Annotated in this window: 23 protein-coding genes, 1 tRNA gene and 1 pseudogene; 13 read left to right on the top strand and 12 right to left on the bottom strand. The window is 56.2% G+C overall.

Annotation, left to right across the window (positions count from 1 at the left end; all coding sequences use genetic code 11):
• Positions 1–211: 211 nt before the first annotated feature.
• From ACFW0H_RS25960 to ACFW0H_RS25945, 4 genes and pseudogenes are all read left to right on the top strand, one after another.
• Entirely contained in the window at positions 212–634 is a 423-nt protein-coding gene (locus ACFW0H_RS25960; RefSeq protein ID WP_422916718.1) for a hypothetical protein, read from the top strand.
• A gap of 557 nt (positions 635–1,191) precedes the next feature.
• A complete protein-coding gene (locus ACFW0H_RS25955) occupies positions 1,192–1,488 on the top strand; it encodes an IS1096 element passenger TnpR family protein (RefSeq protein ID WP_422916717.1) in 297 nt (98 codons plus the stop codon).
• A 48-nt stretch (positions 1,489–1,536) separates the two neighbouring features.
• Positions 1,537–1,827 (top strand): hypothetical protein, encoded by a 291-nt coding sequence (locus ACFW0H_RS25950; RefSeq protein ID WP_422916716.1) that lies wholly within the window; start codon positions 1,537–1,539, stop codon positions 1,825–1,827.
• A pseudogene (locus ACFW0H_RS25945) lies at positions 1,824–2,560 on the top strand (Fic family protein). The gene ACFW0H_RS25950 and the pseudogene ACFW0H_RS25945 overlap by 4 nt, the downstream one beginning before the upstream one ends.
• Positions 2,561–2,695: 135 nt before the next feature.
• Here the strand turns inward: ACFW0H_RS25945 and ACFW0H_RS25940 are convergent.
• Both ACFW0H_RS25940 and ACFW0H_RS25935 read right to left on the bottom strand, forming a co-directional pair.
• Positions 2,696–3,001, bottom strand: a complete 306-nt coding sequence (locus ACFW0H_RS25940; protein ID WP_422916715.1) for a hypothetical protein — start codon at positions 2,999–3,001, stop codon at positions 2,696–2,698.
• A gap of 93 nt (positions 3,002–3,094) precedes the next feature.
• Positions 3,095–3,910, bottom strand: coding sequence for a helix-turn-helix transcriptional regulator (locus tag ACFW0H_RS25935; RefSeq protein ID WP_422916714.1), 816 nt, complete (start codon positions 3,908–3,910; stop codon positions 3,095–3,097).
• Between the two features lie 100 nt (positions 3,911–4,010).
• On the opposite strand from ACFW0H_RS25935, the gene ACFW0H_RS25930 reads away from it, so the two are divergent.
• The 7 genes from ACFW0H_RS25930 to ACFW0H_RS25900 all read left to right on the top strand — a co-directional run bounded on the left by ACFW0H_RS25930 (position 4,011) and on the right by ACFW0H_RS25900 (position 10,339).
• Positions 4,011–4,694, top strand: coding sequence for a S24 family peptidase (locus ACFW0H_RS25930; protein WP_422916713.1), 684 nt, complete (start codon positions 4,011–4,013; stop codon positions 4,692–4,694).
• 209 nt (positions 4,695–4,903) lie between these two features.
• The gene (gene hxsD, locus ACFW0H_RS25925; protein ID WP_422916712.1) at positions 4,904–5,209 is read left to right on the top strand and encodes a His-Xaa-Ser system protein HxsD; all 306 of its coding nucleotides are present in this window, start codon (positions 4,904–4,906) and stop codon (positions 5,207–5,209) included.
• A 2-nt stretch (positions 5,210–5,211) separates the two neighbouring features.
• On the top strand, positions 5,212–6,702 hold the full coding sequence (gene hxsB / locus ACFW0H_RS25920) for a His-Xaa-Ser system radical SAM maturase HxsB (RefSeq protein ID WP_422916758.1): 1,491 nt from the start codon (positions 5,212–5,214) through the stop codon (positions 6,700–6,702).
• 2 nt (positions 6,703–6,704) lie between these two features.
• Complete coding sequence (gene hxsC, locus ACFW0H_RS25915; protein WP_422916711.1) at positions 6,705–7,934, top strand: His-Xaa-Ser system radical SAM maturase HxsC; 1,230 nt, start codon at positions 6,705–6,707, stop codon at positions 7,932–7,934.
• Entirely contained in the window at positions 7,931–8,578 is a 648-nt protein-coding gene (gene hxsA, locus ACFW0H_RS25910) for a His-Xaa-Ser repeat protein HxsA (RefSeq protein ID WP_422916710.1), read from the top strand. The genes hxsC and hxsA overlap by 4 nt, the downstream gene beginning before the upstream one ends.
• 72 nt (positions 8,579–8,650) lie before the next feature.
• Positions 8,651–9,496 (top strand): TIGR02391 family protein, encoded by an 846-nt coding sequence (locus ACFW0H_RS25905; RefSeq protein ID WP_422916709.1) that lies wholly within the window; start codon positions 8,651–8,653, stop codon positions 9,494–9,496.
• 498 nt (positions 9,497–9,994) lie between these two features.
• Positions 9,995–10,339: a hypothetical protein gene (locus tag ACFW0H_RS25900; RefSeq protein ID WP_422916708.1), complete on the top strand. Its 345-nt coding sequence runs from the start codon at positions 9,995–9,997 to the stop codon at positions 10,337–10,339.
• A gap of 252 nt (positions 10,340–10,591) precedes the next feature.
• Here ACFW0H_RS25900 and ACFW0H_RS25895 read toward each other — a convergent pair whose 3' ends face one another.
• From ACFW0H_RS25895 to ACFW0H_RS25885, 3 genes are all read right to left on the bottom strand, one after another.
• Positions 10,592–11,914 (bottom strand): DUF6602 domain-containing protein, encoded by a 1,323-nt coding sequence (locus tag ACFW0H_RS25895; protein ID WP_422916707.1) that lies wholly within the window; start codon positions 11,912–11,914, stop codon positions 10,592–10,594.
• 345 nt (positions 11,915–12,259) lie between these two features.
• Positions 12,260–13,981: a hypothetical protein gene (locus ACFW0H_RS25890; RefSeq protein ID WP_422916706.1), complete on the bottom strand. Its 1,722-nt coding sequence runs from the start codon at positions 13,979–13,981 to the stop codon at positions 12,260–12,262.
• 323 nt (positions 13,982–14,304) lie between these two features.
• Positions 14,305–15,447 (bottom strand): protein NO VEIN domain-containing protein, encoded by a 1,143-nt coding sequence (locus ACFW0H_RS25885; protein ID WP_422916705.1) that lies wholly within the window; start codon positions 15,445–15,447, stop codon positions 14,305–14,307.
• A gap of 309 nt (positions 15,448–15,756) precedes the next feature.
• On the opposite strand from ACFW0H_RS25885, the gene ACFW0H_RS25880 reads away from it, so the two are divergent.
• On the top strand, positions 15,757–16,140 hold the full coding sequence (locus tag ACFW0H_RS25880) for a nucleotide pyrophosphohydrolase (RefSeq protein WP_459077333.1): 384 nt from the start codon (positions 15,757–15,759) through the stop codon (positions 16,138–16,140).
• Positions 16,141–16,168: 28 nt separating this feature from the next.
• Positions 16,169–18,025, top strand: a complete 1,857-nt coding sequence (locus tag ACFW0H_RS25875; RefSeq protein ID WP_422916704.1) for a DNA/RNA helicase domain-containing protein — start codon at positions 16,169–16,171, stop codon at positions 18,023–18,025.
• A 44-nt stretch (positions 18,026–18,069) separates the two neighbouring features.
• Here the strand turns inward: ACFW0H_RS25875 and ACFW0H_RS25870 are convergent, their stop codons facing one another.
• From ACFW0H_RS25870 to rplT, 7 genes are all read right to left on the bottom strand, one after another.
• Positions 18,070–18,846 carry a hypothetical protein gene (locus ACFW0H_RS25870; RefSeq protein WP_422916703.1) on the bottom strand — a complete coding sequence of 259 codons (777 nt, stop codon included), beginning with the start codon at positions 18,844–18,846 and terminating at the stop codon, positions 18,070–18,072.
• A gap of 182 nt (positions 18,847–19,028) precedes the next feature.
• Positions 19,029–19,105 (bottom strand) — tRNA-Pro (locus ACFW0H_RS25865).
• 87 nt (positions 19,106–19,192) lie between these two features.
• Positions 19,193–19,549: a MerR family transcriptional regulator gene (locus tag ACFW0H_RS25860; protein WP_422916702.1), complete on the bottom strand. Its 357-nt coding sequence runs from the start codon at positions 19,547–19,549 to the stop codon at positions 19,193–19,195.
• Positions 19,530–19,832, bottom strand: coding sequence for an integration host factor subunit alpha (gene ihfA / locus ACFW0H_RS25855; protein WP_044874623.1), 303 nt, complete (start codon positions 19,830–19,832; stop codon positions 19,530–19,532). Before ihfA ends, ACFW0H_RS25860 begins: the two co-directional genes overlap by 20 nt.
• Before the next feature lie 3 nt (positions 19,833–19,835).
• Positions 19,836–22,214, bottom strand: a complete 2,379-nt coding sequence (pheT, locus tag ACFW0H_RS25850; RefSeq protein ID WP_422916701.1) for a phenylalanine--tRNA ligase subunit beta — start codon at positions 22,212–22,214, stop codon at positions 19,836–19,838.
• A 36-nt stretch (positions 22,215–22,250) separates the two neighbouring features.
• The gene (pheS, locus tag ACFW0H_RS25845) at positions 22,251–23,267 is read right to left on the bottom strand and encodes a phenylalanine--tRNA ligase subunit alpha (protein ID WP_422916700.1); all 1,017 of its coding nucleotides are present in this window, start codon (positions 23,265–23,267) and stop codon (positions 22,251–22,253) included.
• A gap of 94 nt (positions 23,268–23,361) precedes the next feature.
• On the bottom strand, positions 23,362–23,718 hold the full coding sequence (gene rplT, locus ACFW0H_RS25840; RefSeq protein ID WP_280326531.1) for a 50S ribosomal protein L20: 357 nt from the start codon (positions 23,716–23,718) through the stop codon (positions 23,362–23,364).
• Positions 23,719–23,735 lie beyond the last annotated feature (17 nt).

Here is a 23,735-nt window from a genome sequence, read left to right as displayed (position 1 = left end):
AAACGCCATCGGTCCGTTATCTGAGCCGAACTCGTCACGATAGCTAGCCTTAATTAAGATGGCGAAGACAAAAAAACTGCTTGATAAGCGAGGATGTGGTTCGCGAGGAACACTTCGATCAGTTCCGAATAGCCATGGCCGCCAGGGACTCCACGGGATTCCGCGGAGAGGCTCGGTCTATCTGTCCCGCAAGGGGACCAGGAATCTGGCCATGCGCAAAGACCTGAAATCGTTTCAACCACCACCGCTGCCACGCTACCACGTGATGATGGACTTCCCGCACGTCCAGGGCCGGCGATGGGTGATATTGGAAGAGGAGTACCTGGCCGTAGTGCGGCAAAGGGATCGCCTTCTAGACGAGATCGAGATACTGCAAAGAGATGGCGTGCGGCTGGATGCCCTCCAGCTGAACTGCTGGGATGTGCGGTTCATGAACCGTGGTGAAGTTGATGACACCGCCACCGGCATCGAGATCGTCAGCCACTTCGCGAACTTTCCTGTAGAGCGTGTCGTTGGCGAGAACTACAGCGAGGACCTGCGCGCGGCCATCGACCAAGCGCGGACTGCGGATGCCGATCCGCCCGTAAGACCCAAGTACGGCAAACATGGCAGGCGCACTGCCAGACATTTCTGAGCCCGGCCTACCGCTTGGCATTGGCGAATTCTCCCAAACGGCTGCGACGCGCGTCCTGGCGACCAATTTGTACGGCTCGGCTCGCTGACTGGACTCCTAGCTCCAGACCCGATCGACAAACCTGTCGTTCGTCCAGAGCAACGTCGAGCCGCACGCCCGGCATTTGTAATAGCTGTCGGTATGGCTGCCGTGTGCTGCACTGTTTGGCCAGTCCTTTGAGCTCTGGAGCTCCAGGTCGCAATGCGGCTTCTCTCGAAAGCTCTTCCCAATCTGGTCCAGGCATGCCGGGCACTGCTTCATGATGTCCCTCATGTAGCCGATCGAATTCGGTGTGATCAACACATAACCCACTTCAACCGATAACGCCAATCAGAAGGAAAAAGAGGACCACCCATTTCATTACTGCGCCAACACCTGCAGCAGCTCGCCCCAGATGTTCCTGACCCGGGAATCCTTGAGCAGCTCGCCCCTGGCCTGGAGAACATGGCCATTCACGTGTTCACGATAGACCGAGCCGCCATCGCCACATAACGCTCCCTGTACACCCTGCAACCTAGTTGGATCAGCTGCATTTCAACCCGCCGATCTGGCGGCGAATCCGGGTCAAGGGTGACTGCACCCTACGCAAGCTACGCCGATTCATTCAGGCCGCCCTCGGCTGGAACAGCTGCCACCTGCATGAGTTCGAGAAAGGCCGGAACCGCTTTATACCTCTGGATGCGGAGTTTAACGGCATGCTTGGTAACGCCCTGGATGATCACCACTTCAAGCTACGCCGCATCCTGCCTCGGCGTGCGCCCCTACATTTCTGCCCTACTGAAGGACGGAAACTGAACAGTAGGTATTGGGGCTGATCAGAAACGCCTGCATGCTATAATTTTTGCGGATTTCGGAGGTTTTCGATGAGTACCGTAGCAAGCCGCATCAGGAAGTTGGCCAGGGATAACAAGATCTCTGCCGAGCCTGACCGTATGGGCTTGATGGCCATGACCATCACCAGCCTCGCTGGTGACTCAGTAAAGCTCGATGGGGTCGAGCGCCTTCTAGTCTCGCTCAAAAAGAGCGGAGTGCTTAGCACGTCCGAGATCCTCCGGCTCCAGAGCAGCTATCTCGTCGAGAAAGCCAAAGCCAAGGCGAAGTCGAACGCCAAACATGCCAATTCAAGCAGATCAGGGCGCAGCGCCACTGCATGATCTTCAACCCCTTCGGCGATTTCGACACTGCTGGTTATTTACGAAACCGACTCCAGCTAAAAGACCTCGATCAGGTAAAACACCTTGAGCACATGGCTTTCGAGGCAAACCTGGAAGAAGCACTGGCGTACCTCGCCGGCATAGTCGAGATCGACTATGGGGCCATCCTTCGCGTCCACTGCACGCTGTTGGCGACTTTTACCCGTGGGCCGGCCAAGATCGATCGACGCTCGTTCCGCACCTTGCTGTGTTCAAGGGTAGTGAGGAAGATCCTCACCGGACAGCCTTTGAGCACCCTGCCGCTATTGAGAGAGCTGTCAATTACGCCCTCCAGCTAGCGTCCGATCGAAATCAATTTAGAGCTAAGCCCGGCGGCGTAATGGGTAATTTGGCCTTCGCTCACCCATTCCTGGACGGCAACGGTCGCACTCTGCTCCTGGTGTACATGGAGCTTTGCTACCGCTCGGGCTTCGCCATTGAGTGGGCAAAAACTCGAAAGCTCGACTACCTGAAGGCCTTGAGCCTGGAGATCGAGCATCCAGCCAAGGGGCACTTGGATAGCTACCTAGCTCCATTCGTTACCGAGATTTCTGATAGGGATGAGTGGCCTGAGCTGATCGGCGGAATTAATGGACTGGACGGGCTGGATCTTGAGGTTTCCTACGAGAGCTTGGACGATCCTGTTGTACAACAGATCTATCAGGCCAGGGAGCAGGAAAAGCCTGATAGTTAATGCACCTCGCCACCCAATCCCGATGCGGGTGGCGTTCCGGATTTTCAGCAATTTTTGCAAATCATCCAGTCCCCACCAGCGATGAAGGCCGCAGTGCACTCACTGTGCAGGCGACAGTTTCGATCCAGAGCTGTTTTATCGCCGTGCGACATCCTCGATCAACCGCTTGCGCTTGGCCCTGCCAACGACCGAGCCGATGGCACCACAGACAAAGGCGAAGGGAATGAAGTACTGGCCGACCATAGCCAAGCCCCGGAAAGCCGCGCCTGACATGGCGGACGCCATCTGGCTGGGATTCACCGCAGTCGGAGGCGGACTGGATGCATAGCCGTGAAGCAGAAACCAGGAGACCGCGGCGATCAACAGGCTTAGCCACCAGGGCAGCAGGCTGGCCAGAGAAATAAGGTCTTCAAGGGGGGAAGATCTGGAGCGTCGCGCCATTCGTGGTTCCTCGGTGCATCCATGCGTGGCACAAAGCCACGACGGAAGCTAACGCGGACAACTGGGCGACGTAAATAGCCCTAAGCAACAACCTCAGACCGGCCGGACCTCCCCGGCAATGCCAGGCCCCCTCAACTCCCGAATGAACACCGCCAGCAACTCCGCCTGACTGCCTATCTCCAGCTTGTCGTAGAGGTTCTTGCGGTGGACCTTCACCGTCCCTCGCTGGACGCCCAGCAACTCCGCAATCGAGCTATTGGTGTACCCCTGCAATACCAGACGTGCGACCTGACGTTCACGAGGGCTCAATACACCCTGCCCAAACTGATCGAACACATGGCGCACCCGCTCATCCAGCTCATAGGCAACCCGCTGCTCCTTCGGCCGATGCGCCTGCCAAGCCGAACGCACCACCTCATCCACCACCGGTACCGCACTGCGAAATAGCCGCAGCTCCTTTTCGCTGAACGACCGCTTTCCCCGCCGCCGCATCAGCGACAGCACCGCCCTGCCCTGGCCTTCCAGGCAGGTGAAAAAGCCCAGCTCCTCGCACAGGCCCAAGCGACGGTAATAGCTGCGGAAGTACTCGCTGGCATAAAAGCGCCGGGGCGCCAGGCTCCGCATGCTGTGCAATCCATCCGCCTGGCCGCCCTGGCTGGCTAGGTAGAACGGGTCCAGCCGATAGGGCCCAGCCTGGTACTCGTGCACGAAGAAATGCCGAAGGTGCGCCGGGAAGGTGTCGAACAGCGACAGCGGCAGATAGCGCCCCTCGTAGATGAACAGCACGAAGTGATCGACGAAGCCGAGGCGCTGTAGCCAGCTGGTCAACGCCTGCAGTTGGGGCTGGCCGGGAGGTTGGGTCAGGACGTCGGCAACGTCTCGGGTCCATTCGGTGAGCTGTCCGTGCATCGGTCGATCTCTCCCTGCCAGCAAATTAAGCCACCAATACAACCATAATTGCATATACAACACAATTATGATTGTCAAGCGCTCTTGTAGATTGCTGGCCATGAAAACTACTGACCGCATCACCAAGCTTGTGCTGGCAAGGAAGCCAAACCTCGGTGCCCGTAACGTCAAACGAGATATCGCCGATACCTGCAAGGTGAGCTACGAAGCGGTGCGTCGGTGGTATGTGGGTGATACCGAGAACATCAGGAACGAGAATCTGATCGCTCTCGCCGAAGGCTACGACACAACTGTCGACTGGCTGCTGTCGGGCAAGGGTGAACCGCCAAGGCGGAATGGCAATCCCCACGAAACGGTCTTTCCCGTCGATCTCCTGATCTCCCCATACGACCTGAATACCGAAGGTCACGGTCAAGCGCCGGTCGATTACTCCCAGTTCGTCCGCACTATCACGGTCAGCGAGCAGCAACTGGAAAAGCTGGGAATCGACTACAGCTCACCTGCCAACCTCTCCGTCATCACCGCCTGGGGGCAGTCGATGGAAAGGACCATCAACGACAAAGACCTAGTGTTGCTAGATCGCGGCATCAGTAAATACGCGGGTGATGGGGTCTACCTCGTCACTTGGGCAGGTCACCTGTTCATCAAGCGCCTGCAACTTGCCGGCACCAATCAGCTGGAGCTGATTTCGGATAACCCGACTCACAAGACTCGAGTTGTGGCTATGGACGAGGTGAACGTTCACGCCAAAGCGGTGCTGATCTGGAGCGCTAACAAACCGTAGGCATCAATGCTTTCAGCGACCCAATTGGATGGGTCCACAGCCAATAGCCGACGCTCGTACTGAAAACAGCCCTGCCCCTCAGCCCCGCAGTAGAAGCGCGAAGCTAATCGCCACTGCAGGCCGTCGGAATATCCCTACAGATGTGATGGCAATATGCCGGTCTATTCAGGCATCATCCACCCATTCAGTTTCTCGGAATGGATTCCTACATGTCTTGGCAGTTTTCTATCGAACTGGATGAAAGCATCTACTCGATAAGCGCGGTTCAACGAACCATCTATGCGCTGGCGGGTCCGCTCTCGGTTCTTCTTTCCCGCCGGGAACAGCTCCTGGTTTTGGACATATCCCCTTCCCGCTCGAACGCAGATAAGACCGAATGCAACTCCTCAGATGAAGCCCGTACCTTGGTGATTCGGACTCTAAATGATTTTGCCTTGAGAGATTTGATCCAGAAGGAAACACAAGGCTTTCGCGAGCTGCTCGCCAAAGCAGCTCTAAAAGAGTGCGGGGTTTGAACGTGGGCGCTGCGCTCATCGCCAGGGATACCCCCTATCGCCTTTTGCCCTTTCGATTCATCCGATTGGGGCGCGGCCATGAGAAGTACGTTCTCATAAGCTCAGATACAGGCGAGTACCTGTTCATCACCGAAGACCAGCTTCCCAAGATCGTTCACCGACAGCTTGATCCGGCCTCTTCGCTGTACAAGGACCTGCTAGCTCGCCACTTCATCTACGAGCCGACGAGGCATGACCCCTTGCCAGAAATGGCCGCTCAGTTCAGGAGCCGCAAGTCGTTCTTATTCGGCGGGCCGGCATTGCACTTGTTTGTCGTCACGCTGCGGTGCAATCACACCTGCCAGTACTGCCAGGTTTCCAGAGCGCCCTTGGCTGGGAACGGACACGATATGAGCGCAGAGCACGCCCGTCATGCCGTGGACCGCTTATTCGAATCCCCCTCGCAAGTGCTCACAGTCGAGTTTCAGGGAGGAGAGCCTCTACTCGCCTTTGACAGAATTCAACAAGTGGTGGAAGAAGTCAGTGCACGGAACGAACACGAAAAGCGCGACATAAAATTCGTCATCAGCAGCACACTGCATCACTTGAGCGATTCAATCATCGAATTCGCTCGACAGCACGACATTCAATTTTCCACCTCCTTGGACGGCCCGGCCTTTCTGCATAACGCCAACCGCCCCATACCGAGTAGGGACTCCTATGAAAGGACGCTGCACGGAATCGAATGGATCCGCTCGACACTGGGTCACGATGCAGTTTCCGCGCTGACCACTCTTACCGAGAAAAGCCTGCATCACCCCCAGGAGATCATCGACGAGTACGTACTGAGAGGGTTCAACAGCATTTCACTTCGGCCACTGAGTCCATATGGATTCGCCAAGAAGTCGAGCGCTAGGCTCGACTATCCGATGAGCCGTTATGTCCAGTTCTTTAAGGAAGCTTTGGACTACCTGATCAAAGTGAACATCCAGGGAAGCTATCTCTCCGAAAGCTATACGTCGCTGCTACTGACTAACATCCTGACGCCTTTCGCCTCTGGCTATGTGGACCTGCGATCGCCGCTCGGGGCTGGCGTGGGAACCCTAATTTACAACTACGACGGCAATGTTTATCCCTCGGATGAGTCCCGAATGCTGCTCGAAATGGGCGAGGACGGCCTAAAGCTTGGAAGTGTTGAACAGCCGCTTACGAGTCTTCTTCGCTCCCCCGTAATTGACCTGTTGTTATCCGCAGGCGTTGCCGAAAGTCTCCCGGGCTGCTCGGATTGTGCGTTCGTTCCCTATTGCGGCGCCGACCCCATCGAGCACTTCGCGCGCCAGGGCGACCCAATCGGCAACCGCACATTCAGTTCTTTTTGTGAAAAGAACATGGCGCTACTCACGTATCTCTTTGAGATGTTGCGTGACGGCGATGGCCAGACCCTACGAGTGCTTTTGTCATGGCTGACAAGGCGTTCACTCCGCGACCTCTCCTCGCCGGGTTACAGAGGCTGATCATGTTGCGCCTGGACACTCAGTTTGAAATCCATAACTTGGACAAGCCCAGACTATTCAAGGTCATATCCCTTTCCGAACTAATCGAGAAGGGTCCAGCAGTCTGTGCAGGCTATTCGACGCTCAATGATCTTATGCTGTGGCTGGATACATCGCCAACGGCTAGCCGGAAGGAGTTGCTCAGCTCCCCACTCGGGGGACTTTTGACTTGTGAAGGAAAGCTCCCGGAGCCACCCAAGGACAAGGTGATTCTGTCAAGCCCAAGGGACTCTCGGGTTGTACAGCCCGGCGATGTAATTGCCGTCACGCCCGGCACCAATGTAGTCCGAGTGTTATACCGGCGCGGGGCCGACAGTAATCTGCTGTTCATGACCGACCGTTGCAACAGCCTTTGCCTCATGTGTTCGCAGCCGCCAAAAGATGTCCAGGATGAATGGCACGTTCAGGAAAATCTTCACCTCATCGATCTGATCGACCCGGTCGAAGAACAGCTAGGGATCAGCGGTGGGGAGCCGACGATATACAAGGAAGGTCTCCTCGCGGTTCTGGCTAAAGCGAAAGCAATCCTTCCCGAGAAATCGATACATATCCTGAGCAACGGCAGACTGCTCAGCGCTCCCGATTGGATTGCCGACCTCAAGCACATTGGCCATCCCAATGTGACTTGGGGCATTCCGCTTTATGCCGATACGGCGCACGAACATGACTACGTCGTACAGGCAAAGGGAGCCTTCAGTGAGACGATGCAAGGCATTTACAACCTTGCCCGAGCAAGTCAGAGAATCGAGATCCGAGTGGTGTTGAGTCGTCTAACGATTCCACGTCTCCCCGAACTAGCGCACTTCATCTTCAGAAACCTGCCCTTCGTGGAGCATGTTGCCCTGATGGGCATCGAGAATACCGGACTTGCCAAAAAGCACCATGACGAACTCTGGATCGACCCACTCGACTACCAGGATGCGCTGATCAATGCTTGCCACTTTCTCGATATCAGGGGCATTCCGGTTTCGTTATACAACCTGCCCTTGTGCGTACTTGATCCCTCGCTAATGCCTTTCTACCGGAAGAGCATCTCGGATTGGAAAAATCTCTTCATTGATGAGTGCTCCGAATGCTCGGCAACCGAACTTTGCGCAGGCTTCTTCAAATCCCATTCGCAGCGCTGGCAAAGCCGCGGAATTCGCGCACTACAACAAGAAGACCTCATCGCGTACACAAGGAGTGTCCCATGAAACTACTTGATCGCTGGAAGCTGTTTATCGGCCAAACCATGGCCCTAATTCCGGTAGTCAGCGCCCCGCTTGCACAGGCGAACCAGCACAGCTTGGTCTTGGACAACCTTACCCAGCGGGCCAGTGACGAGCCACCGGTTTTCAAGAACACCTTGAATGCCGAGAATGCCGAGAACATCTACGCCGCGCACCGCTCTCACAGTTCCCACCGCTCACACAGCTCACACCGCTCCCACAGCTCGCACTACAGCGGGTCAAGTGGCTATAGCGCACCGCGCGTTTACACGTCGCCAGCAGCTACAAGCACAACCCCAAGCAGGGTCTACAGCAGCCCAAGCTCAAGCAGCGGGACAAGTGATGGGGCCGGTTCCGGCTACAGCTCTGGATTCTCATCTCCTTCAACCAGCCAAAGCACCACACCTAGCGCCCAACGTACAAGACCCGCTGCTGACGATTTATCTCAGTTAGTAATGCGCGTGCAGATGGCTTTGATGGTCAAACAGTACTACACAGGTCCCCTTGACGGGGTAATGGGGAAAGGAACAAGAGGGGCGTTGATGGCATTCCAAATGGACTCAGGCCTGCAAATCAATGGAAGGATGGATACGCCTACGCTCAATGCCCTTGGCATAGCGATACCCTGAGGCACAATGCGGTAGAAAGAGCATTTTCTACAAGAAATACTCTGGCGCATTCCATGGAATAGGAGTCCACAAATGCTTTCTAGGTTTATATTTAGAGAGTCAGGCAAGGCGATACAGTATCTCGGAACGGAATACACCCAGCCCTGCCTAGAGGCCTTGCGGGTACTAATTCAGCAGAGGCCCCAAATTAATCTCGTGAGGGTACTGACCGAGAAGAGCGGATCACCTGTCCGACACGCCTTTCTCATTACAACAGAAACACAAGAGCTAATTTTTATCAGGCCAGGATTCACTTCCGGCTATCAAGGCGAAGGGCCGAGAGGATTTGCATCGGCATTACTTCTTATGAAATCTTTCGATCTTCATATCGAAGAGCACATAGTGCCATCCAGAGTATTAGACAGAATCTTAACCGCCACCGTGACACCGCAAGATTTGATGGATTTACAAAAATCCATTGCAGTTCTTCCGACGCGACTCTACGAGTACATCTACAATGTAGGAGCGCATGAAGCTCTCCCAACCAACACACTACGCTCGTTCAGTCCAGTTATTCCATTTGGAATTATTGATGATCGTATTGCAGACCTTGCCATTCACTTCTTCAAGGATGCGAATGCTCAATTACTAACGGGCTATTCTCGTCTTGAATCCCTCATCAGGAATCGAACAGGACTATCTGGCGCAGGTTCCAAACTCTTTTCTGCTGCGTTTCGAGGATCGCCGCCGCTTTTGGGTTGGCCTGACATCGACCCAAACGAACAAGCTGGACGGGCGAACCTGTTCGTAAGCGTCTATCAAGCTTACCGAAATCGTAGAGCTCATAACGAAATTATTGAAGATCAGAAAAAGGAGTTGGCGGAGCTTCTATTATTGAACAGTCTCTACCTATTAGAGCGCACGGCTATCAGAGTATGAACCCCGCGAAATCCACATTAAACCAGAAGCAATCCACAAGCCCTCCTGCAACAGAATACCGAACGAAAAATATCAAAAGCAACATACCAACAGATCAACTTAAATCAAGCTGAATTACATTCTGCACGCATTGAAATGAAAGGCGGACAGATTTATTTTTCCACTCTAATCAGCAGCTTCTGGTCGGCCACTTCGTGCCGACGTCTGCCGGTCACAACTGGCAGAGATCGGCCAGGGACTGCCGGTGGATGGAGTGGTGGCTTATTAGTGGCCATGCTTGGTCTGATGCCGGGATTGGCCGGGAAGAATTGGCTTCCGTTCCATGGTGCGCCCCCTTCAGCGACTCACCTGGCTGTCGAAAAGCCCGATCTAGATAGCAGGATGCGAGAGGCGAAGAGAATTCTGTCCACCAGGCTGCAGAAAATTATTATCACACCAAATGGTGTCTATTTATTGTGAGCGGCGCGCTAGCTCCATCACTGAAATCAAGAACAACCGATGCAAAACACTCTGAAAATCTTGGCTTGCTTACCGATGCTTTGGGTCACAGTAGCCACTGCAACTTTACTATGTACCGATGACGGGTGCATTGACGAAGCATCGGCCTCACTTATTGCGCCATATGACTTTTTCGAAGCCAGGTGTTCGTCGGTGAATCCTGACATGCGCGCGCAATACTCTGCGTTGCGCGCCCACTTCCTACGAGAGGCGGATGCAGATTTCCTTAAAAAGCTGCGGGCTTCGAAACCTTATGCTCGCGTGTTCGCCGAGACTGAATCCAAGACGAACTCCTTAAGCACTGACGAACTTGGCAAAGCTTGCGACGCGTTTTCTGCTGAATGACCCACCGGCAGCTTCGGGTCGACCTCTGCCGGTCACGACGGGCAGAGACCGGCCGATTCTGTTGAAAAAGGCGGTGTTGGCCAGAGTCGCCTGCCCATAGGCCCAAAAGCGGCTGATTCGCGCGTTGCTACGTGAAATCCAAGGCAGTTCTGCCCCGGAAGTGGCTCAGATTTGAGCGTAAGCAATGCATTTTTGTGGGCAGAAATCTCGAAGGGAGTTTTTCAACAGAATCGGCCAATAGCAGTCGCTCGCCTATTCGCCCATAAAATAAATTGACATATAGTGAGGCTCAATTTCATTTTCTGCGCACCACAAATCAAAACGCTCAATCTCCGACGCGACAAACCCTGTCTCATCGTCATTGGTGATCACATACGTTTTTGGATGTATTGGCCTGATGTATTCCCCATCACGCATAAACTGTCGAGTCAAGATTAAAGCCTCAGCAACTTGCTCAATAGTTACACCGTGATTTCGAGTTAAATACTCACTCACGCCGCCGTCCAGGGGAAGATATCCTCCTTGCATCGCCATTATATTTATTGCAGATATTTCAGCTTTGCCTATACCCGAAGGCGACCACAAATTATCATCGCCTCGCACCATGTATTTTTCCTTAAATTCTTCTGTTCTATAAGCCCAACCCGCCGCACCATCGATCTCCTTGGCTTCCGCAATCAATAGAGGCTGAACACTATCCATGTGTAGCCCATCATCCCAAGGCATTTTGGCGTTAAAATATTCGCTAATTTTTGACCAAATCAATTCTAAAATCAATTTTGCTGAATTGTGTCTGGTAGAAAATACCGAGACCCACTCATTTTTATTCTGCACAACTAAAAATGGAATACCGCTACCTTTAACGAGACAAAAATTATTAGATGTGACAAGTGTGGGGATGCCTGGGATCCCCCAACCACCTCCATTCTTCCAAGCCTCTTCAAGAATATCTGAAAATGCAGTTCTAAGACCGCTCTCGGTTTTATATCCTTCGTAACCATGAATTATCGTAATCGGCGACAACGACTCTTGAACAAGCGCATAAAACAATATGCCATCGACTTTCGATAAGTGGTGTATATCAAGGTATTCCTCAGGCCCAACTTTACCAGTCAGCTGAGAGAAACGTCGGCGCGCATTGGTAATGTCTGGCCTATACCCTTCATTAATCAATCGCTCTTCGAAATTATCAGCAAATTTTCTTCTAATTTTGGCCAAATGCTGCATGGCATCAACGTAATCAGCCTTTCTTAAATTCTTCTTAACTTCAAAAATACAAAGCACATTATTTATATCATACTTATGCTGCTGCGTAAGTCCATATCTCTCTCCCTCACCATGGACCAACATGCAATCTATTTGCTCAGCCAGCATTTCACCTCCAATAGAGATAAAACCCGAAACAACCCGCAAATCTAAGTGCTTGGGAATAGCAAAGTCTTGATATATACCTTGCTTCGTAATCTCTTCATAGGCAGTGCCAAGAGTCGGCATATGAGGCATATCAAATCCATCGAGCTTTCTTTTTTCGACTTCAATAAACTCCCCAAGAAGTTCCGATGCTTTGCGAATCATATAGCCTCCATTGGCAACGCTTAATTCAATACGCCGTGAAACAGCTTTATCATTGCCGTGCACAATGACTGCGTGTGACTTGGCTTATCCTCCATTTTACCCATGAATTAATAACTGCCCAAATCGCACAATGCTCTATGACAAGGACCGCTATTGGCCGGTTAGTGACGGCCTTACGTCGACCGTCGCTATGCACGGTTACCCACCCCACCCCACCTCGCTGGTTGGAATGCGCTGTTTAACGCTTCCAAGCGGGCAAGTTATTTAGGCAGGTGCGAAATTTCTTGGCTGATCGGCTAGTTCCGGCCCGATATGGTCGGTATCAAACTACCCCAGCTTGACGACTCAAGTCCGTGGTTTCCGGTTCCAGTAAGCGTCCCGTAGCGCCGTGAAAAGCGCGATGTCGCCATCGAAGAACCGCTTGGCGCTATCGGTATCCGACAAGCGTGGCACCTGCACATCTTGTGCAATCCCCAAAACTTCACGAGCTGCCCATGAGCCGCAAGCCGCGATCTGCTGGACGTCATCGCGGTGATTGGAGAGTGCGTATTCGCGCCATTCAGGGATGTCCTTCAACACGCACAGCACGATGTGGCCCAAAGAATCGTAGTCGACCCAGTTGTGCTCCGTAGGTTGAATCTCGTCCCCAAGTCCCCGGCCATCTAGGCCCCTCCAATATTCAGCGCCGTCACCAAGGAGCAGACGTTCAGTATTCCATGAGTCTTTCAGCAGCGTATGCGCCCGATTGAAATTGAAGCGGCCACGCTGCTTGTCGGCGCACCCATGCACGAACCGCTCGGTGAGCAGATATGCGTGCACGTCAAGCTGCCGGAGGTTATGCCCCTCAGGGCTTGACATGAACTGTGCATAGTCGAACTCATCAAAAAAGTGGCGCACTTGCTGGTGGCGGATATGGCCCAACTGCGCAAATGTCGGGATGAGCGCCATCGAAATCTTCGACAGCCTTCGCGCACACGCTGCAAACTGAAGCACGGCTCTGAACTCCGGCGCAGCCTCAAAGGCCGTGAGCGAAAGTGAAATAAGCTTCTTGATCGGCGCTTCCAAATTTGTACCGCGCTGATGTGCGCCCAGCCAGGCAGGCATCCAACCGACCTCACGTCCTGACTTCTCGAACTCGATGAGGGTTCGTAGAGCTTGCGCCACGTATTGGTCGTTCAAGTTCTCGGGATGGTCCGGAAACATCGCGTACATCAACTCGAATGCGCCCGGCTTCGACTTTTTCACCAGAGACTTGGCGACAACCCCCAGGCCGGCCGCTGTCTGGCCCGAAAAGAACTCGGTCGCGACAATGTCTCTAATAGATGCTTTTTCAAGCTCGCTGCGCCATTGCGCGTTCTCGTCAGTGGAGGGCTTCACCTTGCGCCAGTTGTCGTACACCTTTGCACGCGCGTCCTGCACCCGCCGCTGCATGGCATCCGAAAACTCATCAATTCTGCCAGGCGTCATCTCCAGCTGTAGGACGCGGCTGGCCACTCTAAGAGCGCGCCGTTTCTGGAAGAACCAGGCCTGCCACGGACCGAGTAGGGCCTGAAGCACGTGGAACTGCTCCGGCAGGTTCTTGACCTCCACACGCGCAGCTGGCTGAGTGACACTCTCATCGCGGTCATACACCTCAAATACTCGCCCGTCACATAGCACAACCAGAGCAGCGTCGATTTCCGGATGCACAGAATATAGCAGCGCCTGTTGCAGTTCCGCAGAGGTGAACTTCAGCGACTTGCGCTTGACCTTCTTAGCCTCAATGACCCAAAAAGCCTGCGACCACAAAGTCATTCGGTAGTCGATGAACAGGTCGCCGTCGGCTACCTTTAGGTGCTTTTCACGCTGCGTGGAGAAATAGGTCTCTTTGGCATAGCCCAAGACTCGGATAACGGGGTCAATGATCTCCGCCCGGACATCTTCCTCCGAATAGGTCGAGACGTCGTACTTCGAAATGCGTGTCAGCTCCGCCGTCTGCTCGGGGGTTAGCGGCCGTAATGCCTTCGAGTGAAGCAGCAGCTCGCCGATGTCAGCAGCGATTTCGATTTGAGGGCGTTTAGTGGGCATTTAGATTCTACGAGAGTGGTTAGTATCGAATAGGTGCGGTCGACGGGCTAGGGGTTACTGAAACAGGTATCTAATCCCTAGGGCAACTCGCATTCTGCCCCTCCCCTCAATGAGGAATGGCCCGCCGACATATACTGTGAAATGCAGGACAGATGCACCTGTAATGAGGGAAATGACTGAATCGCGCCTAGTTGTGCGAGCACCTCTGAACCTCATATCGGGCAGCAGTGCCTAGTGCCAATACGTCCGCTTTTGGCTGGTTTCTGCCTACCATCACCGACCTATAATGGGTCGAAAGCTGGCTGTCTAATTCGCCCCCTCGCTTACCCAAAGTGCTCGCGAAAGCTAGCCCTGAAGTCCAGCGGTTTCAGATAGAGCTGCTTCGACAAATCCCCTCGCAAGATGAATAGCCTCGGGTCGATGCTGAGCTGAAACACTCGATAGAGATAGAACTGCTCGTCTACCTCCCGGGAGAACTCCAGCTCGTTGTGGCTTAGGACGAAAGAGGCTGCAATGCCGCCATTCGTGGTCTTGACCTCTATATAGCGATGCAGGTCCTGACTCTCGAACGAAAGGATGTCGTAGCCGGCGCCATCGCCCCGGTTTTCGGAAACCCAGTCCAGACGCTGGAAAAGTTCCGGATGGCCCATCTCGGTCAATCGGTGTTGTTCGTACCCGAGCACCCAATGCTCACCGGACCGGCCTAACTTGCGGTTGGCTTCGTCCCGCGCGGCGTAGTCGAGCTTGCGTGGCAGGCGCTGGCGAGGAGATGTCGGTACAACGATCTTCTGTCGCGCCTCCCTGATGGGCGCATCGACCACGACGGCGGAATAGGTTTTCTCAGCCGGGGACTTCACCTCCTCCAGCGCATCGACGATCTTGCCGACAACAGCCGGATGCTGCAGAACATAGTCCTGCACAGCCTTACGTAGCAGCAGCTGGCTGTTTCCACGTGGCTTGTAACCTTGAATGAAGGGCAGCCCAAGCCCAGCGAGCACGGCGCTAATGTTCGAATGCTTAAGCTCTACGGATGCCTTGCTGCGCCCATTGAGCCGATTGCGCAAAGCTTCGTTGTGCTGGGACTTGTTGTAGGCCAGACCATCAGCTTCTAGCCGCAGCATTTCGAAGTAGTCCGCGACCGTCGACTGGACTTCGTCTTCCGTCCAGTCCTCTCCGATGCGAATCACCTCGAAGCCCAGCGACTGGAGAAGAGGCACCACGGTCGCCTCGCCGCCGGAGAACTCCTCCGGACCCAGTACACCTTGATTGGGGAATTGCTTGCCGAAGGCGACACCGACGATCGCCTTGGAGTCGCAGTGCTCCCCTGTCCGGGGATTGCGAACCAGGTAGTCCCTGGATTTACCGAAGCCGTACTGCTTGAGGAAGGCCGCCCGCCCCAATTGCGAAAACTCGTCCATTGCGGCCTGTACGGCGGCCGGGCTCTTCAGGAGGGAAAGCTGGGGCACTGGCTGCGCATCCTTGCAATAGAAATCCCCATCAACTTTCGGCCTTGTCCTACATGAAATCAAGCTCTGTAAGCACCTCGCCAACGTCCTGTAGACCTCGTCCCCACCTAGCGCGAGAGCTCTAAGTCCATGATTTCCAGCCAGATAATGGCCATCTGATATGCAAATTCACTTCTGAGGACGACTGAAAAGGGCCTACATACTTTTTCACTTCGTCTGAAGGACGTATGGTGTCGAGCTCAAGCAATCCAGGCACAACGCAGACCCGTTACCCCCTGCTGCCTGATCAGGACATCACAGGACACCCAAGTGACGAACGCATCCACTCCGCCCTCCCCTCTGGTCGACGTATCCCAGCTCGCCGAAAAGCTTGAGCAATTCGCCAATGACCGCAACTGGGCCCAGTTTCACTCCCCGAAGAATCTGGCCATGGCCCTGAGCGGAGAGGTGGGCGAACTCACCGAAATCTTCCAGTGGATGACTGAAGACGCTTCAAAAGAGGCCGCACGAAATCCGGAAACGGCCCAAGCCGTGAAGGATGAATTGGCCGACGTGCTGATGTACGTGGTGCGGCTGGCCTCGGTACTGGGCGTCGACCTCAATGCGGCGGCTGCTCAGAAGCTGCGGCTGAACGGCGAGAAGTACCCGGTCGAAAAGGCCTGGAACACGAGCAAGAAGTACGACCAGATCTAATCCGGACGTTTGCCAAGGAAGACACAAGTTGATCGTTTACGAAGCCACCAAGAAGCAGTTCCTCCGCGATCACGATAATGACGACATTGAGGAAGTGATCCTCCATAGCTTCAAGGCTGCGACCGGAAAAAAAGTCGCTAAAGCTGAGGTCAATTCCTGGAAAGGCTCCCTTGGCTATATGGCCAAGGTGCTGCGTGATGAGGGAGTCCCCGATGACGCCGGATTGGCCATCGAGCTGCACATCCCGCAAACCTCGAAACGTATCGACGTTACCCTTACCGGACACGATGAGTCAGGTGCCAAGCATGCCGTGCTCGTCGAACTGAAGCAGTGGGACAAAATCACCGCCACCAGCAAAGACGCTATCGTGAAGACCGCTCTGGGCCATGGGCAGCACGAGGTAGTGCACCCCTCTTATCAGGCCTGGTCCTATGCGTCTTTGCTGGAAGGGTTCAATGAGGCCGTCTACGAGAAGGGCATCGCCGTACGACCCTGCGCCTATCTGCACAACTATGTGCAGGACGGCGTGATCGACTCTCCCCATTACAAGGCCTACATCGATAAAGCACCGCTCTTCCTCAAAGGAAAAGACGAACTGGAACGCCTGCGTGCCTTCATCAAGAAGCACATCAAATGTGGCGACTCCAAAGAAGTCCTGTACGAGTTGGCGAACGGGAAGATCCGCCCATCCAAGGCCCTGGCGGACTCGCTGAAGGGACTGCTCAAGGCTCAACCGGAGTTCGTGCTGATCGATGATCAAAAGGAGGTCTACGAGTCTGCAGTTGCAGCCGCCAAGTCAGCATCCGCAGAGAAGCCTAAGGTGTTGATCATTGAAGGCGGCCCAGGAACGGGAAAGACAGTGCTCGCGATCAACCTACTCGTTCACCTCACCTCACTCGGCCTGGTGGGCAAGTACGTTTCCAAGAACGCGGCGCCCCGGAAGGTGTATGAATCGAAGCTGGTCGGTTCGATCACACGTAGCAAGTTCTCGTACCTGTTCACTGGCTCGGGCGCCTTCATCGATACAGAATCGAATAGCTTCGACATGCTGATAGTCGACGAGGCCCACCGCCTAAATGAAAAGAGTGGCCTCTATGGCAACCTGGGAGAAAACCAGATCAAGGAGCTGATCGATACATCCAAGTGCACGATCTTCTTCATTGATGAGGATCAGCGCGTCACACTCAGCGACATTGGCAGCAAGCAATCCATCCGAAAATTCGCAATGGCCAAAGGCGCGGCGGTGGAGGAGTACAACCTCGCTTCGCAGTTCCGCTGCAGCGGCTCGGACGGCTACCTAGCCTGGCTGGATGACGTTCTCGATATCCGCTCTACCGCCAACAAGCAGCTCAACGGCAACGAGTACGAATTCAAGGTGTTCGATACCCCTGAAGCTCTCCATGCCGCTGTGGAAGCGAAGAACAACGGCAACAAGGCGCGCGTGGTCGCGGGCTACTGCTGGCCCTGGCGCAGCAAGAAAGATCCTACGGAGCACGACATCGTCATCGGTGACAACTACAAGCGCCAATGGAATCTCGACCAAGATGGAAGCCTCTGGATCATCGCCGAGAACTCGATTGAGCAAGTGGGCTGTATCCATACCTGCCAGGGGCTGGAGGTCGATTACATTGGCGTAATCATTGGCCCCGACCTGTTCGTGAGGAACGGCCAAGTCTTCACCGCACCGGACCAGCGGGACAAGCACGACAAGTCTATTCGTGGGTACAAAAAACTGATGAAGGAGCATCCGGACCTGGCCAAGCAGGAGACGGACCTGATCATCAAGAACACGTACCGGACGCTTATGACGCGTGGGATGAAGGGGTGCTACGTGTACTGCACGGATGCAGAGACGGCTGAGTATCTGAGGGCGCGACTGGAGTAATTCTTCCGCATCGAGAAATGCGGCCGGTATTAGCCGGCACGCGACTACTTTTCGGACTGAGCGGTGAGCCCATCGGCAGGAACAAAGATCCAGCCCTCTCTTTCGGGCGCATCTGCACAAGGCTGCGCGAGTAGCTCCGGCTTGAAGTGGAATACCCAGGCGATCAGAGCACAGGCCAACGCATCCCACTGATCGACATGCCCCAGCTGCGGCGGACGACCATAGCACTGCAGCAAATCACGCATCACCGTGGAGCGCTTGCCAGAGGCTGGGTAGGCCTCGATGACGCGTAGGTGCTGGTTGTCCGTCCACACGCCACAGCGCTCTATATAGGGAGCGAAGCGAGCGAGCACATGCATGCCCTTGGTCGCCTGGCTACCGATCATGTCCTTGACTGCCGAGAGCGGGCTAAGCCCCCGCTCGAAGAGGAAGCGCTCGGTGTGCCGGAACAGATAAGGGTTGCTCGAAGAGTTCTCGATCGGGCCGGTCGCCCTACCCTGCATGATCAGATCAATGAAGGCGCTGGAGAATCCAAGGGGCGTATCGATGGCCAACACCGCTGGCGCCGCGACGAAGCCAGTGGAATCCAGCTCACACAGCTCAAGAAGCTTGCCAATGAACTCTGATGTATTGCCTGACTGATTGATGCATCTGCGCAGATTGCCGCGCCACGGCTTTCCCGTGATTTGACGTTGGGAATCTATGACCACCAGAGCATCGCGGCTGGCGGGGTTCTTGTCGCAGTTCCAGCCACCAACATCCCAGCCGATGAAGATCGGGGATACATCAGTGGTAAGAGGCATGTCTTCGCTTTCGAGCATTTTCGACTTCCCATCAAGCGCTCGCCCATTGCCCGCAGAAAGACTCGAAGCGCTGACTTCACCAATGAATGATGGACACGCAGTAAACCGGCATTACTCAGCGTTGCGTCTAAGTCCTTGCGTGGCCAAATTACGCATACGAAAAAGGCCGGTTCATTTCTGAACCGGCCTTTCTCTGAATATGGTCGGGACGGAGTGATTCGAACACTCGACCCCTTGCACCCCATGCAAGTGCGCTACCAGGCTGCGCTACGCCCCGACGTTTTGTTGCTTGCTCCGGATCACCGGAAGCGGAGCGAACTATACATTAAGCTTTTGAATTGTGGAAGGTTTTTTTCAAGAATCTTCACTTCCGCAAAACCTGGAGGACGTCCTCGAGCTCGGAGATCATCTGGCGGATGAGCTGCTTGTACTGAGTGGTGTCTTCCTTGGCTTCGTCTCCGGAGAGGCGCTGGCGCGCCCCGCCGATGGTGAAGCCCTGATCGTATAACAGCGCCCGGATCTGCCGAATCATCAGCACATCCTGGCGCTGGTAGTAGCGCCGGTTGCCGCGCCGCTTTACCGGGTTGAGCTGGGGAAATTCCTGCTCCCAGTAACGCAGCACGTGGGGCTTGACTGCGCAGAGTTCGCTCACCTCACCAATGGTGAAGTAACGCTTGCCTGGAATGGGCGGTAACTCGTCGTTATGACTCGGTTCCAGCATAAGCTTCGACCCTGGCTTTGAGTTTCTGCCCTGGACGGAAAGTGACTACACGGCGGGCCGTGATCGGGATTTCCTCTCCTGTCTTCGGGTTTCTGCCAGGCCGCTGACGCTTGTCGCGCAGATCGAAGTTGCCGAAGCCCGACAACTTCACCTGTTCGTTATGCTCCAGCGCCTGACGGATTTCCTCGAAGAACAGCTCTACCAGTTCCTTGGCTTCCCGTTTATTCAGGCCAAGCTCTTCGTAAAGACGTTCAGCCATCTCAGCTTTCGTCAGAGCCCCCATACGCTACTTCCTTAACGTGGCATTGAACCTGTCTTCTAGCGAGGTGACGATGTTTTGCGTCGTGCTATTCACCTCATCGTCAGTAAGAGTGCGCGATGGATGCTGCCAGGTCAAGCCGACCGCCAAGCTTTTTCTAAGCGGATCAATACCTTTTCCCTGATACACGTCAAAGAGCCTGAGGTCGGTCAGCCACTCGCCAGCGGCCTCGCGGATGGTGGCGAGCACGGCTTCTGCGGCCACGTCGCGATCCACCAGCAACGCCAGGTCGCGGCGTACTTCGGGGAAGCGCGACAGTTCGCTGAACTTCGGCAGCTTGCCTTGCATCACTTCGGCCAGTACCAGCTCGAACAGGTAGACCGGCTGATCCAGGTCCAGGGTCTTGGCCAGTTCCGGGTGCAGTGCACCGAGGAAGCCAACCAGGCGCCCTTCCCTTTCGATGCGGGCGGTCTGGCCCGGATGCAGGGCAGGATGCTCGCCGGGCACGAAGCTGAAGGCGCCCAGGTCGCCAGCGGCGCCGAGGATGGCTTCGACGTCGGCCTTGGCGTCGTAGAAGTCCACGCCGTCACGACCGTGGGCCCAGCCTTCCGGCAGACGGGAGCCACAGAGCACGCCAGAGAGCATGGGCTCCTGCTTCAGGCCTTCGAGCTGGCCAACGAAGCGCAGGCCGCTTTCGAACAGGCGCACGCGGGACTGCTGGCGGTTGAGGTTGTGCTGCAGCGCGCTGACCAGGCCCGGCCACAGGGACGAGCGCATGGCCGCCATGTCGGCGGAGATGGGGTTGGCCAGCATCAGCGGCTTCACGCCCGGGGTGAACAGTTCGAACAGCTTGGGATCGATGAAGCTGTAGGTGATGGCCTCATGGTAACCACGAGCCACCAGCAGGCGACGCAGGGCCGGCAGTTCGACGGCGCCTTCGGCGCGCGCGCGCGGCGCCAGGCGGGCTTGCGGGTAGCGAACCGGCAGGCGGTTGTAGCCGTACAGGCGGCCCAGCTCTTCGATCAGGTCCACTTCCAGGCTGATGTCGAAGCGGTGGCTGGGCACTTCAACGCGCCATTGGCCAGCGCCGTCGGCGGTGACCTTGAGGTCCAGCGCGGTGAGCAGGCGCTCGACTTCGGCGGCATCCATTTCCATGCCCAGCATCTGGGCGATGCGCTCGGAACGCAGGGTCACCGGGGCGACCGTGGGCAGGTGGGTTTCGCTGACGGCTTCGATGATGGGGCCGGCTTCGCCGCCGACGATTTCCAGCAGCAGGCCAGTGGCGCGCTCCATGGCTTCGCGGGCGAGCTGGAAGTCCACGCCACGCTCGAAGCGGTGCGACGAGTCGGTGTGCAGGCCATAGGAACGGGCCTTGCCAGCGACGGCGATGGTGTCGAAGAAGGCGGCTTCGAGGAACAGGTCGCGGGTCTTGTCGCTGACGCCGCTGTGCTCGCCACCCATGACGCCGGCAATGGCCAGGGCGCGGGTGTGGTCGGCGATCACCAGGGTATCGGGACGCAGGGTGACTTCCTGGCCGTCCAGCAGGACGAGCTTCTCGCCCTCTTCCGCCATGCGCACGCGGATGCCGCCGTTGATTTCGGCGAGGTCGAAGGCGTGCATGGGCTGGCCGAGTTCGAGCATCACGTAGTTGGTGATGTCGACGGCGGCATCGATGCTGCGCACGTCGGCGCGACGCAGGCGCTCGACCATCCACAGCGGGGTCGGCTTGGACAGGTCGACGTTGCGGATCACGCGGCCGAGATAGCGCGGGCAAGCGGCCGGGGCGGAGACTTCCACCGGGCGCACTTCGTCATGGGCCGGCGCGACGGCAGCAACCTGCGGGCGGGTGACCGGAGCGGCATAGAGCGCGCCCACTTCGCGGGCGAGGCCGGAGAGGCTCAGGCAGTCGCCGCGGTTGGGGGTCAGGCCCAGCTCGATGATCACGTCATCCAGGCCGAGGTACTGGCGGATGTCCTGGCCCACGGGGGCGTCGGCAGCCAGTTCCATCAGGCCGTCGTGGTCATCGCTGATCTGCAGTTCGGAAGCCGAGCAGAGCATGCCGTTGGACTCGACGCCACGCAGCTTGGCCTTCTTGATCTTGAAGTCGTCCGACAGTTCGGCGCCGATCATGGCGAAGGGGATCTTCAGGCCGGGGCGCACGTTGGGCGCACCGCACACCACCTGGAAGGTCTCGCTGCCGTTGCTCACCTGGCAGACGCGCAGCTTGTCGGCGTCCGGGTGTTGTTCGGTGCTCAGCACCTCGCCCACGACCACGCCGCTGAAGGAACCCGCCACCGGGGTGACGCTGTCGACTTCGAGGCCGGCCATGGACAGACGAGCCACCAGCTCGTCGCGGGATACTTGCGGGCTTACCCAGCTCCGCAGCCAGTCTTCACTGAATTTCATCTTCTTACTCCTGGGATTCGTTTCGGACGCTGCGACCTAGCGGAATTGCGCGAGGAAGCGCAGGTCGTTGTCGAAGAACAGGCGCAAGTCGTTGACGCCATAACGCAGCATGGCCAGGCGCTCAACGCCCATGCCGAAGGCGAAGCCCTGGTATTTCTCAGGGTCGATGCCGGACATGCGCAGCACGTTCGGGTGCACCATGCCGCAGCCCATCACTTCCAGCCAGCCGGTCTGCTTGCACACGCGGCAGCCTTTGCCGGAGCACATCACGCAGGACATGTCGACTTCGGCCGACGGCTCGGTGAAGGGGAAGAAGGAGGGACGGAAACGCACGCCGAGGGGCTTCTCGAAGAACACTCGCAGGAATTCTTCGATGGTGCCTTTGAGGTCGGCGAAGCTGATGCCTTCGTCGACCAGCAGGCCTTCGACCTGGTGGAACATCGGCGAGTGGGTGATATCCGAGTCGCAGCGGTAGACGCGGCCGGGGCAGACGATGCGGATCGGCGGCTGCTGGGACTCCATGGTGCGCACCTGCACCGGCGAGGTGTGGGTACGCAGCAGCATGTTCGCGTTGAAGTAGAAGGTGTCGTGCATTGCCCGGGCCGGGTGGTGGCCGGGAATGTTGAGCGCTTCGAAGTTGTGGTAGTCGTCTTCCACCTCGGGGCCTTCGGCGATGCCGTAGCCGATGCGGGTGAAGAACTGCTCGACGCGCTCCAGGGTGCGGGTTACCGGGTGCAGGCCACCGGAGGCCTGGCCGCGGCCCGGCAGGGTCACGTCGATACGCTCGGCCGCGAGCTTGGCGGTCAGTGCTGCCTGCTCAAGCGAGTCCTTGCGGGTGTTCAAGGCTTCCTGAACGCGCTCCTTGGCGGCGTTGATCAGGGCGCCGACCTTGGGGCGCTCCTCTGCCGGCAGGTCGCCCAGGGTCTTCATCACCTGGGTCAGCTCGCCTTTCTTGCCAAGGTAGTGAACGCGAATCTGCTCCAGGGCATTCACGTCTTCGGTTTGTTGCACGGCCTCAAGCGCTTGCGAGACCAGCGCATCCAGATTTTCCATGTACAGACTCCAGATACGAAATAGGGGAAGAGCGCAAGGCCCTTCCCCTATCGGTGACGTTCAGCACCGGGCGAACCCGGTGATTGTCGGGGACTTAAGCCAGGATGGCCTTAGCTTTCTCGACAATCGCAGCAAACGCCGCTTTTTCGTTCACTGCCAGGTCGGCCAGAACCTTACGGTCGATCTCGATGGCAGCTTTTTTCAGGCCAGCGATCAGGCGGCTGTAGGACAGACCGTTCTGACGAGCACCAGCGTTGATACGAGCGATCCACAGAGCGCGGAACTGACGCTTGCGCTGACGGCGGTCACGGTAGGCGTATTGGCCAGCCTTGATTACCGCCTGCTTGGCAACGCGGAACACGCGCGAGCGTGCGCCGTAGTAGCCTTTGGCGAGTTTCAGAATTTTTTTGTGACGAGCACGAGCGATAACGCCACGCTTAACACGAGCCATGAGTAATTTCCTCTAGA

This window comes from Metapseudomonas cellulosilytica, assembly GCF_049334135.1.
In the GTDB taxonomy this organism is placed as follows: Bacteria; Pseudomonadota; Gammaproteobacteria; order Pseudomonadales; family Pseudomonadaceae; genus Metapseudomonas.
This window is presented reverse-complemented; position numbering and strand designations above follow the sequence as displayed.

Excerpts from the sequence above, each read along its gene's own strand:
- ACFW0H_RS25905 (WP_422916709.1), top strand. The coding sequence starts at position 8,651 with ATGCTTTCTAGGTTTATATTTAGAGAGTCAGGCAAGGCGATACAGTAT.
- ACFW0H_RS25950 (WP_422916716.1), top strand. The coding sequence starts at position 1,537 with ATGAGTACCGTAGCAAGCCGCATCAGGAAGTTGGCCAGGGATAACAAG.
- pheT (WP_422916701.1), bottom strand. The coding sequence starts at position 22,214 with ATGAAATTCAGTGAAGACTGGCTGCGGAGCTGGGTAAGCCCGCAAGTA.
- ACFW0H_RS25895 (WP_422916707.1), bottom strand. The coding sequence starts at position 11,914 with ATGATTCGCAAAGCATCGGAACTTCTTGGGGAGTTTATTGAAGTCGAA.
- pheS (WP_422916700.1), bottom strand. The coding sequence starts at position 23,267 with ATGGAAAATCTGGATGCGCTGGTCTCGCAAGCGCTTGAGGCCGTGCAA.
- hxsA (WP_422916710.1), top strand. The coding sequence starts at position 7,931 with ATGAAACTACTTGATCGCTGGAAGCTGTTTATCGGCCAAACCATGGCC.
- ACFW0H_RS25940 (WP_422916715.1), bottom strand. The coding sequence starts at position 3,001 with ATGGCGCGACGCTCCAGATCTTCCCCCCTTGAAGACCTTATTTCTCTG.
- ACFW0H_RS25935 (WP_422916714.1), bottom strand. The coding sequence starts at position 3,910 with ATGCACGGACAGCTCACCGAATGGACCCGAGACGTTGCCGACGTCCTG.
- ACFW0H_RS25900 (WP_422916708.1), top strand. The coding sequence starts at position 9,995 with ATGCAAAACACTCTGAAAATCTTGGCTTGCTTACCGATGCTTTGGGTC.
- ACFW0H_RS25860 (WP_422916702.1), bottom strand. The coding sequence starts at position 19,549 with ATGCTGGAACCGAGTCATAACGACGAGTTACCGCCCATTCCAGGCAAG.
- ACFW0H_RS25960 (WP_422916718.1), top strand. The coding sequence starts at position 212 with ATGCGCAAAGACCTGAAATCGTTTCAACCACCACCGCTGCCACGCTAC.
- ACFW0H_RS25870 (WP_422916703.1), bottom strand. The coding sequence starts at position 18,846 with ATGCTCGAAAGCGAAGACATGCCTCTTACCACTGATGTATCCCCGATC.
- ACFW0H_RS25890 (WP_422916706.1), bottom strand. The coding sequence starts at position 13,981 with ATGCCCACTAAACGCCCTCAAATCGAAATCGCTGCTGACATCGGCGAG.
- hxsC (WP_422916711.1), top strand. The coding sequence starts at position 6,705 with ATGTTGCGCCTGGACACTCAGTTTGAAATCCATAACTTGGACAAGCCC.
- rplT (WP_280326531.1), bottom strand. The coding sequence starts at position 23,718 with ATGGCTCGTGTTAAGCGTGGCGTTATCGCTCGTGCTCGTCACAAAAAA.
- ACFW0H_RS25930 (WP_422916713.1), top strand. The coding sequence starts at position 4,011 with ATGAAAACTACTGACCGCATCACCAAGCTTGTGCTGGCAAGGAAGCCA.
- ihfA (WP_044874623.1), bottom strand. The coding sequence starts at position 19,832 with ATGGGGGCTCTGACGAAAGCTGAGATGGCTGAACGTCTTTACGAAGAG.
- hxsD (WP_422916712.1), top strand. The coding sequence starts at position 4,904 with ATGTCTTGGCAGTTTTCTATCGAACTGGATGAAAGCATCTACTCGATA.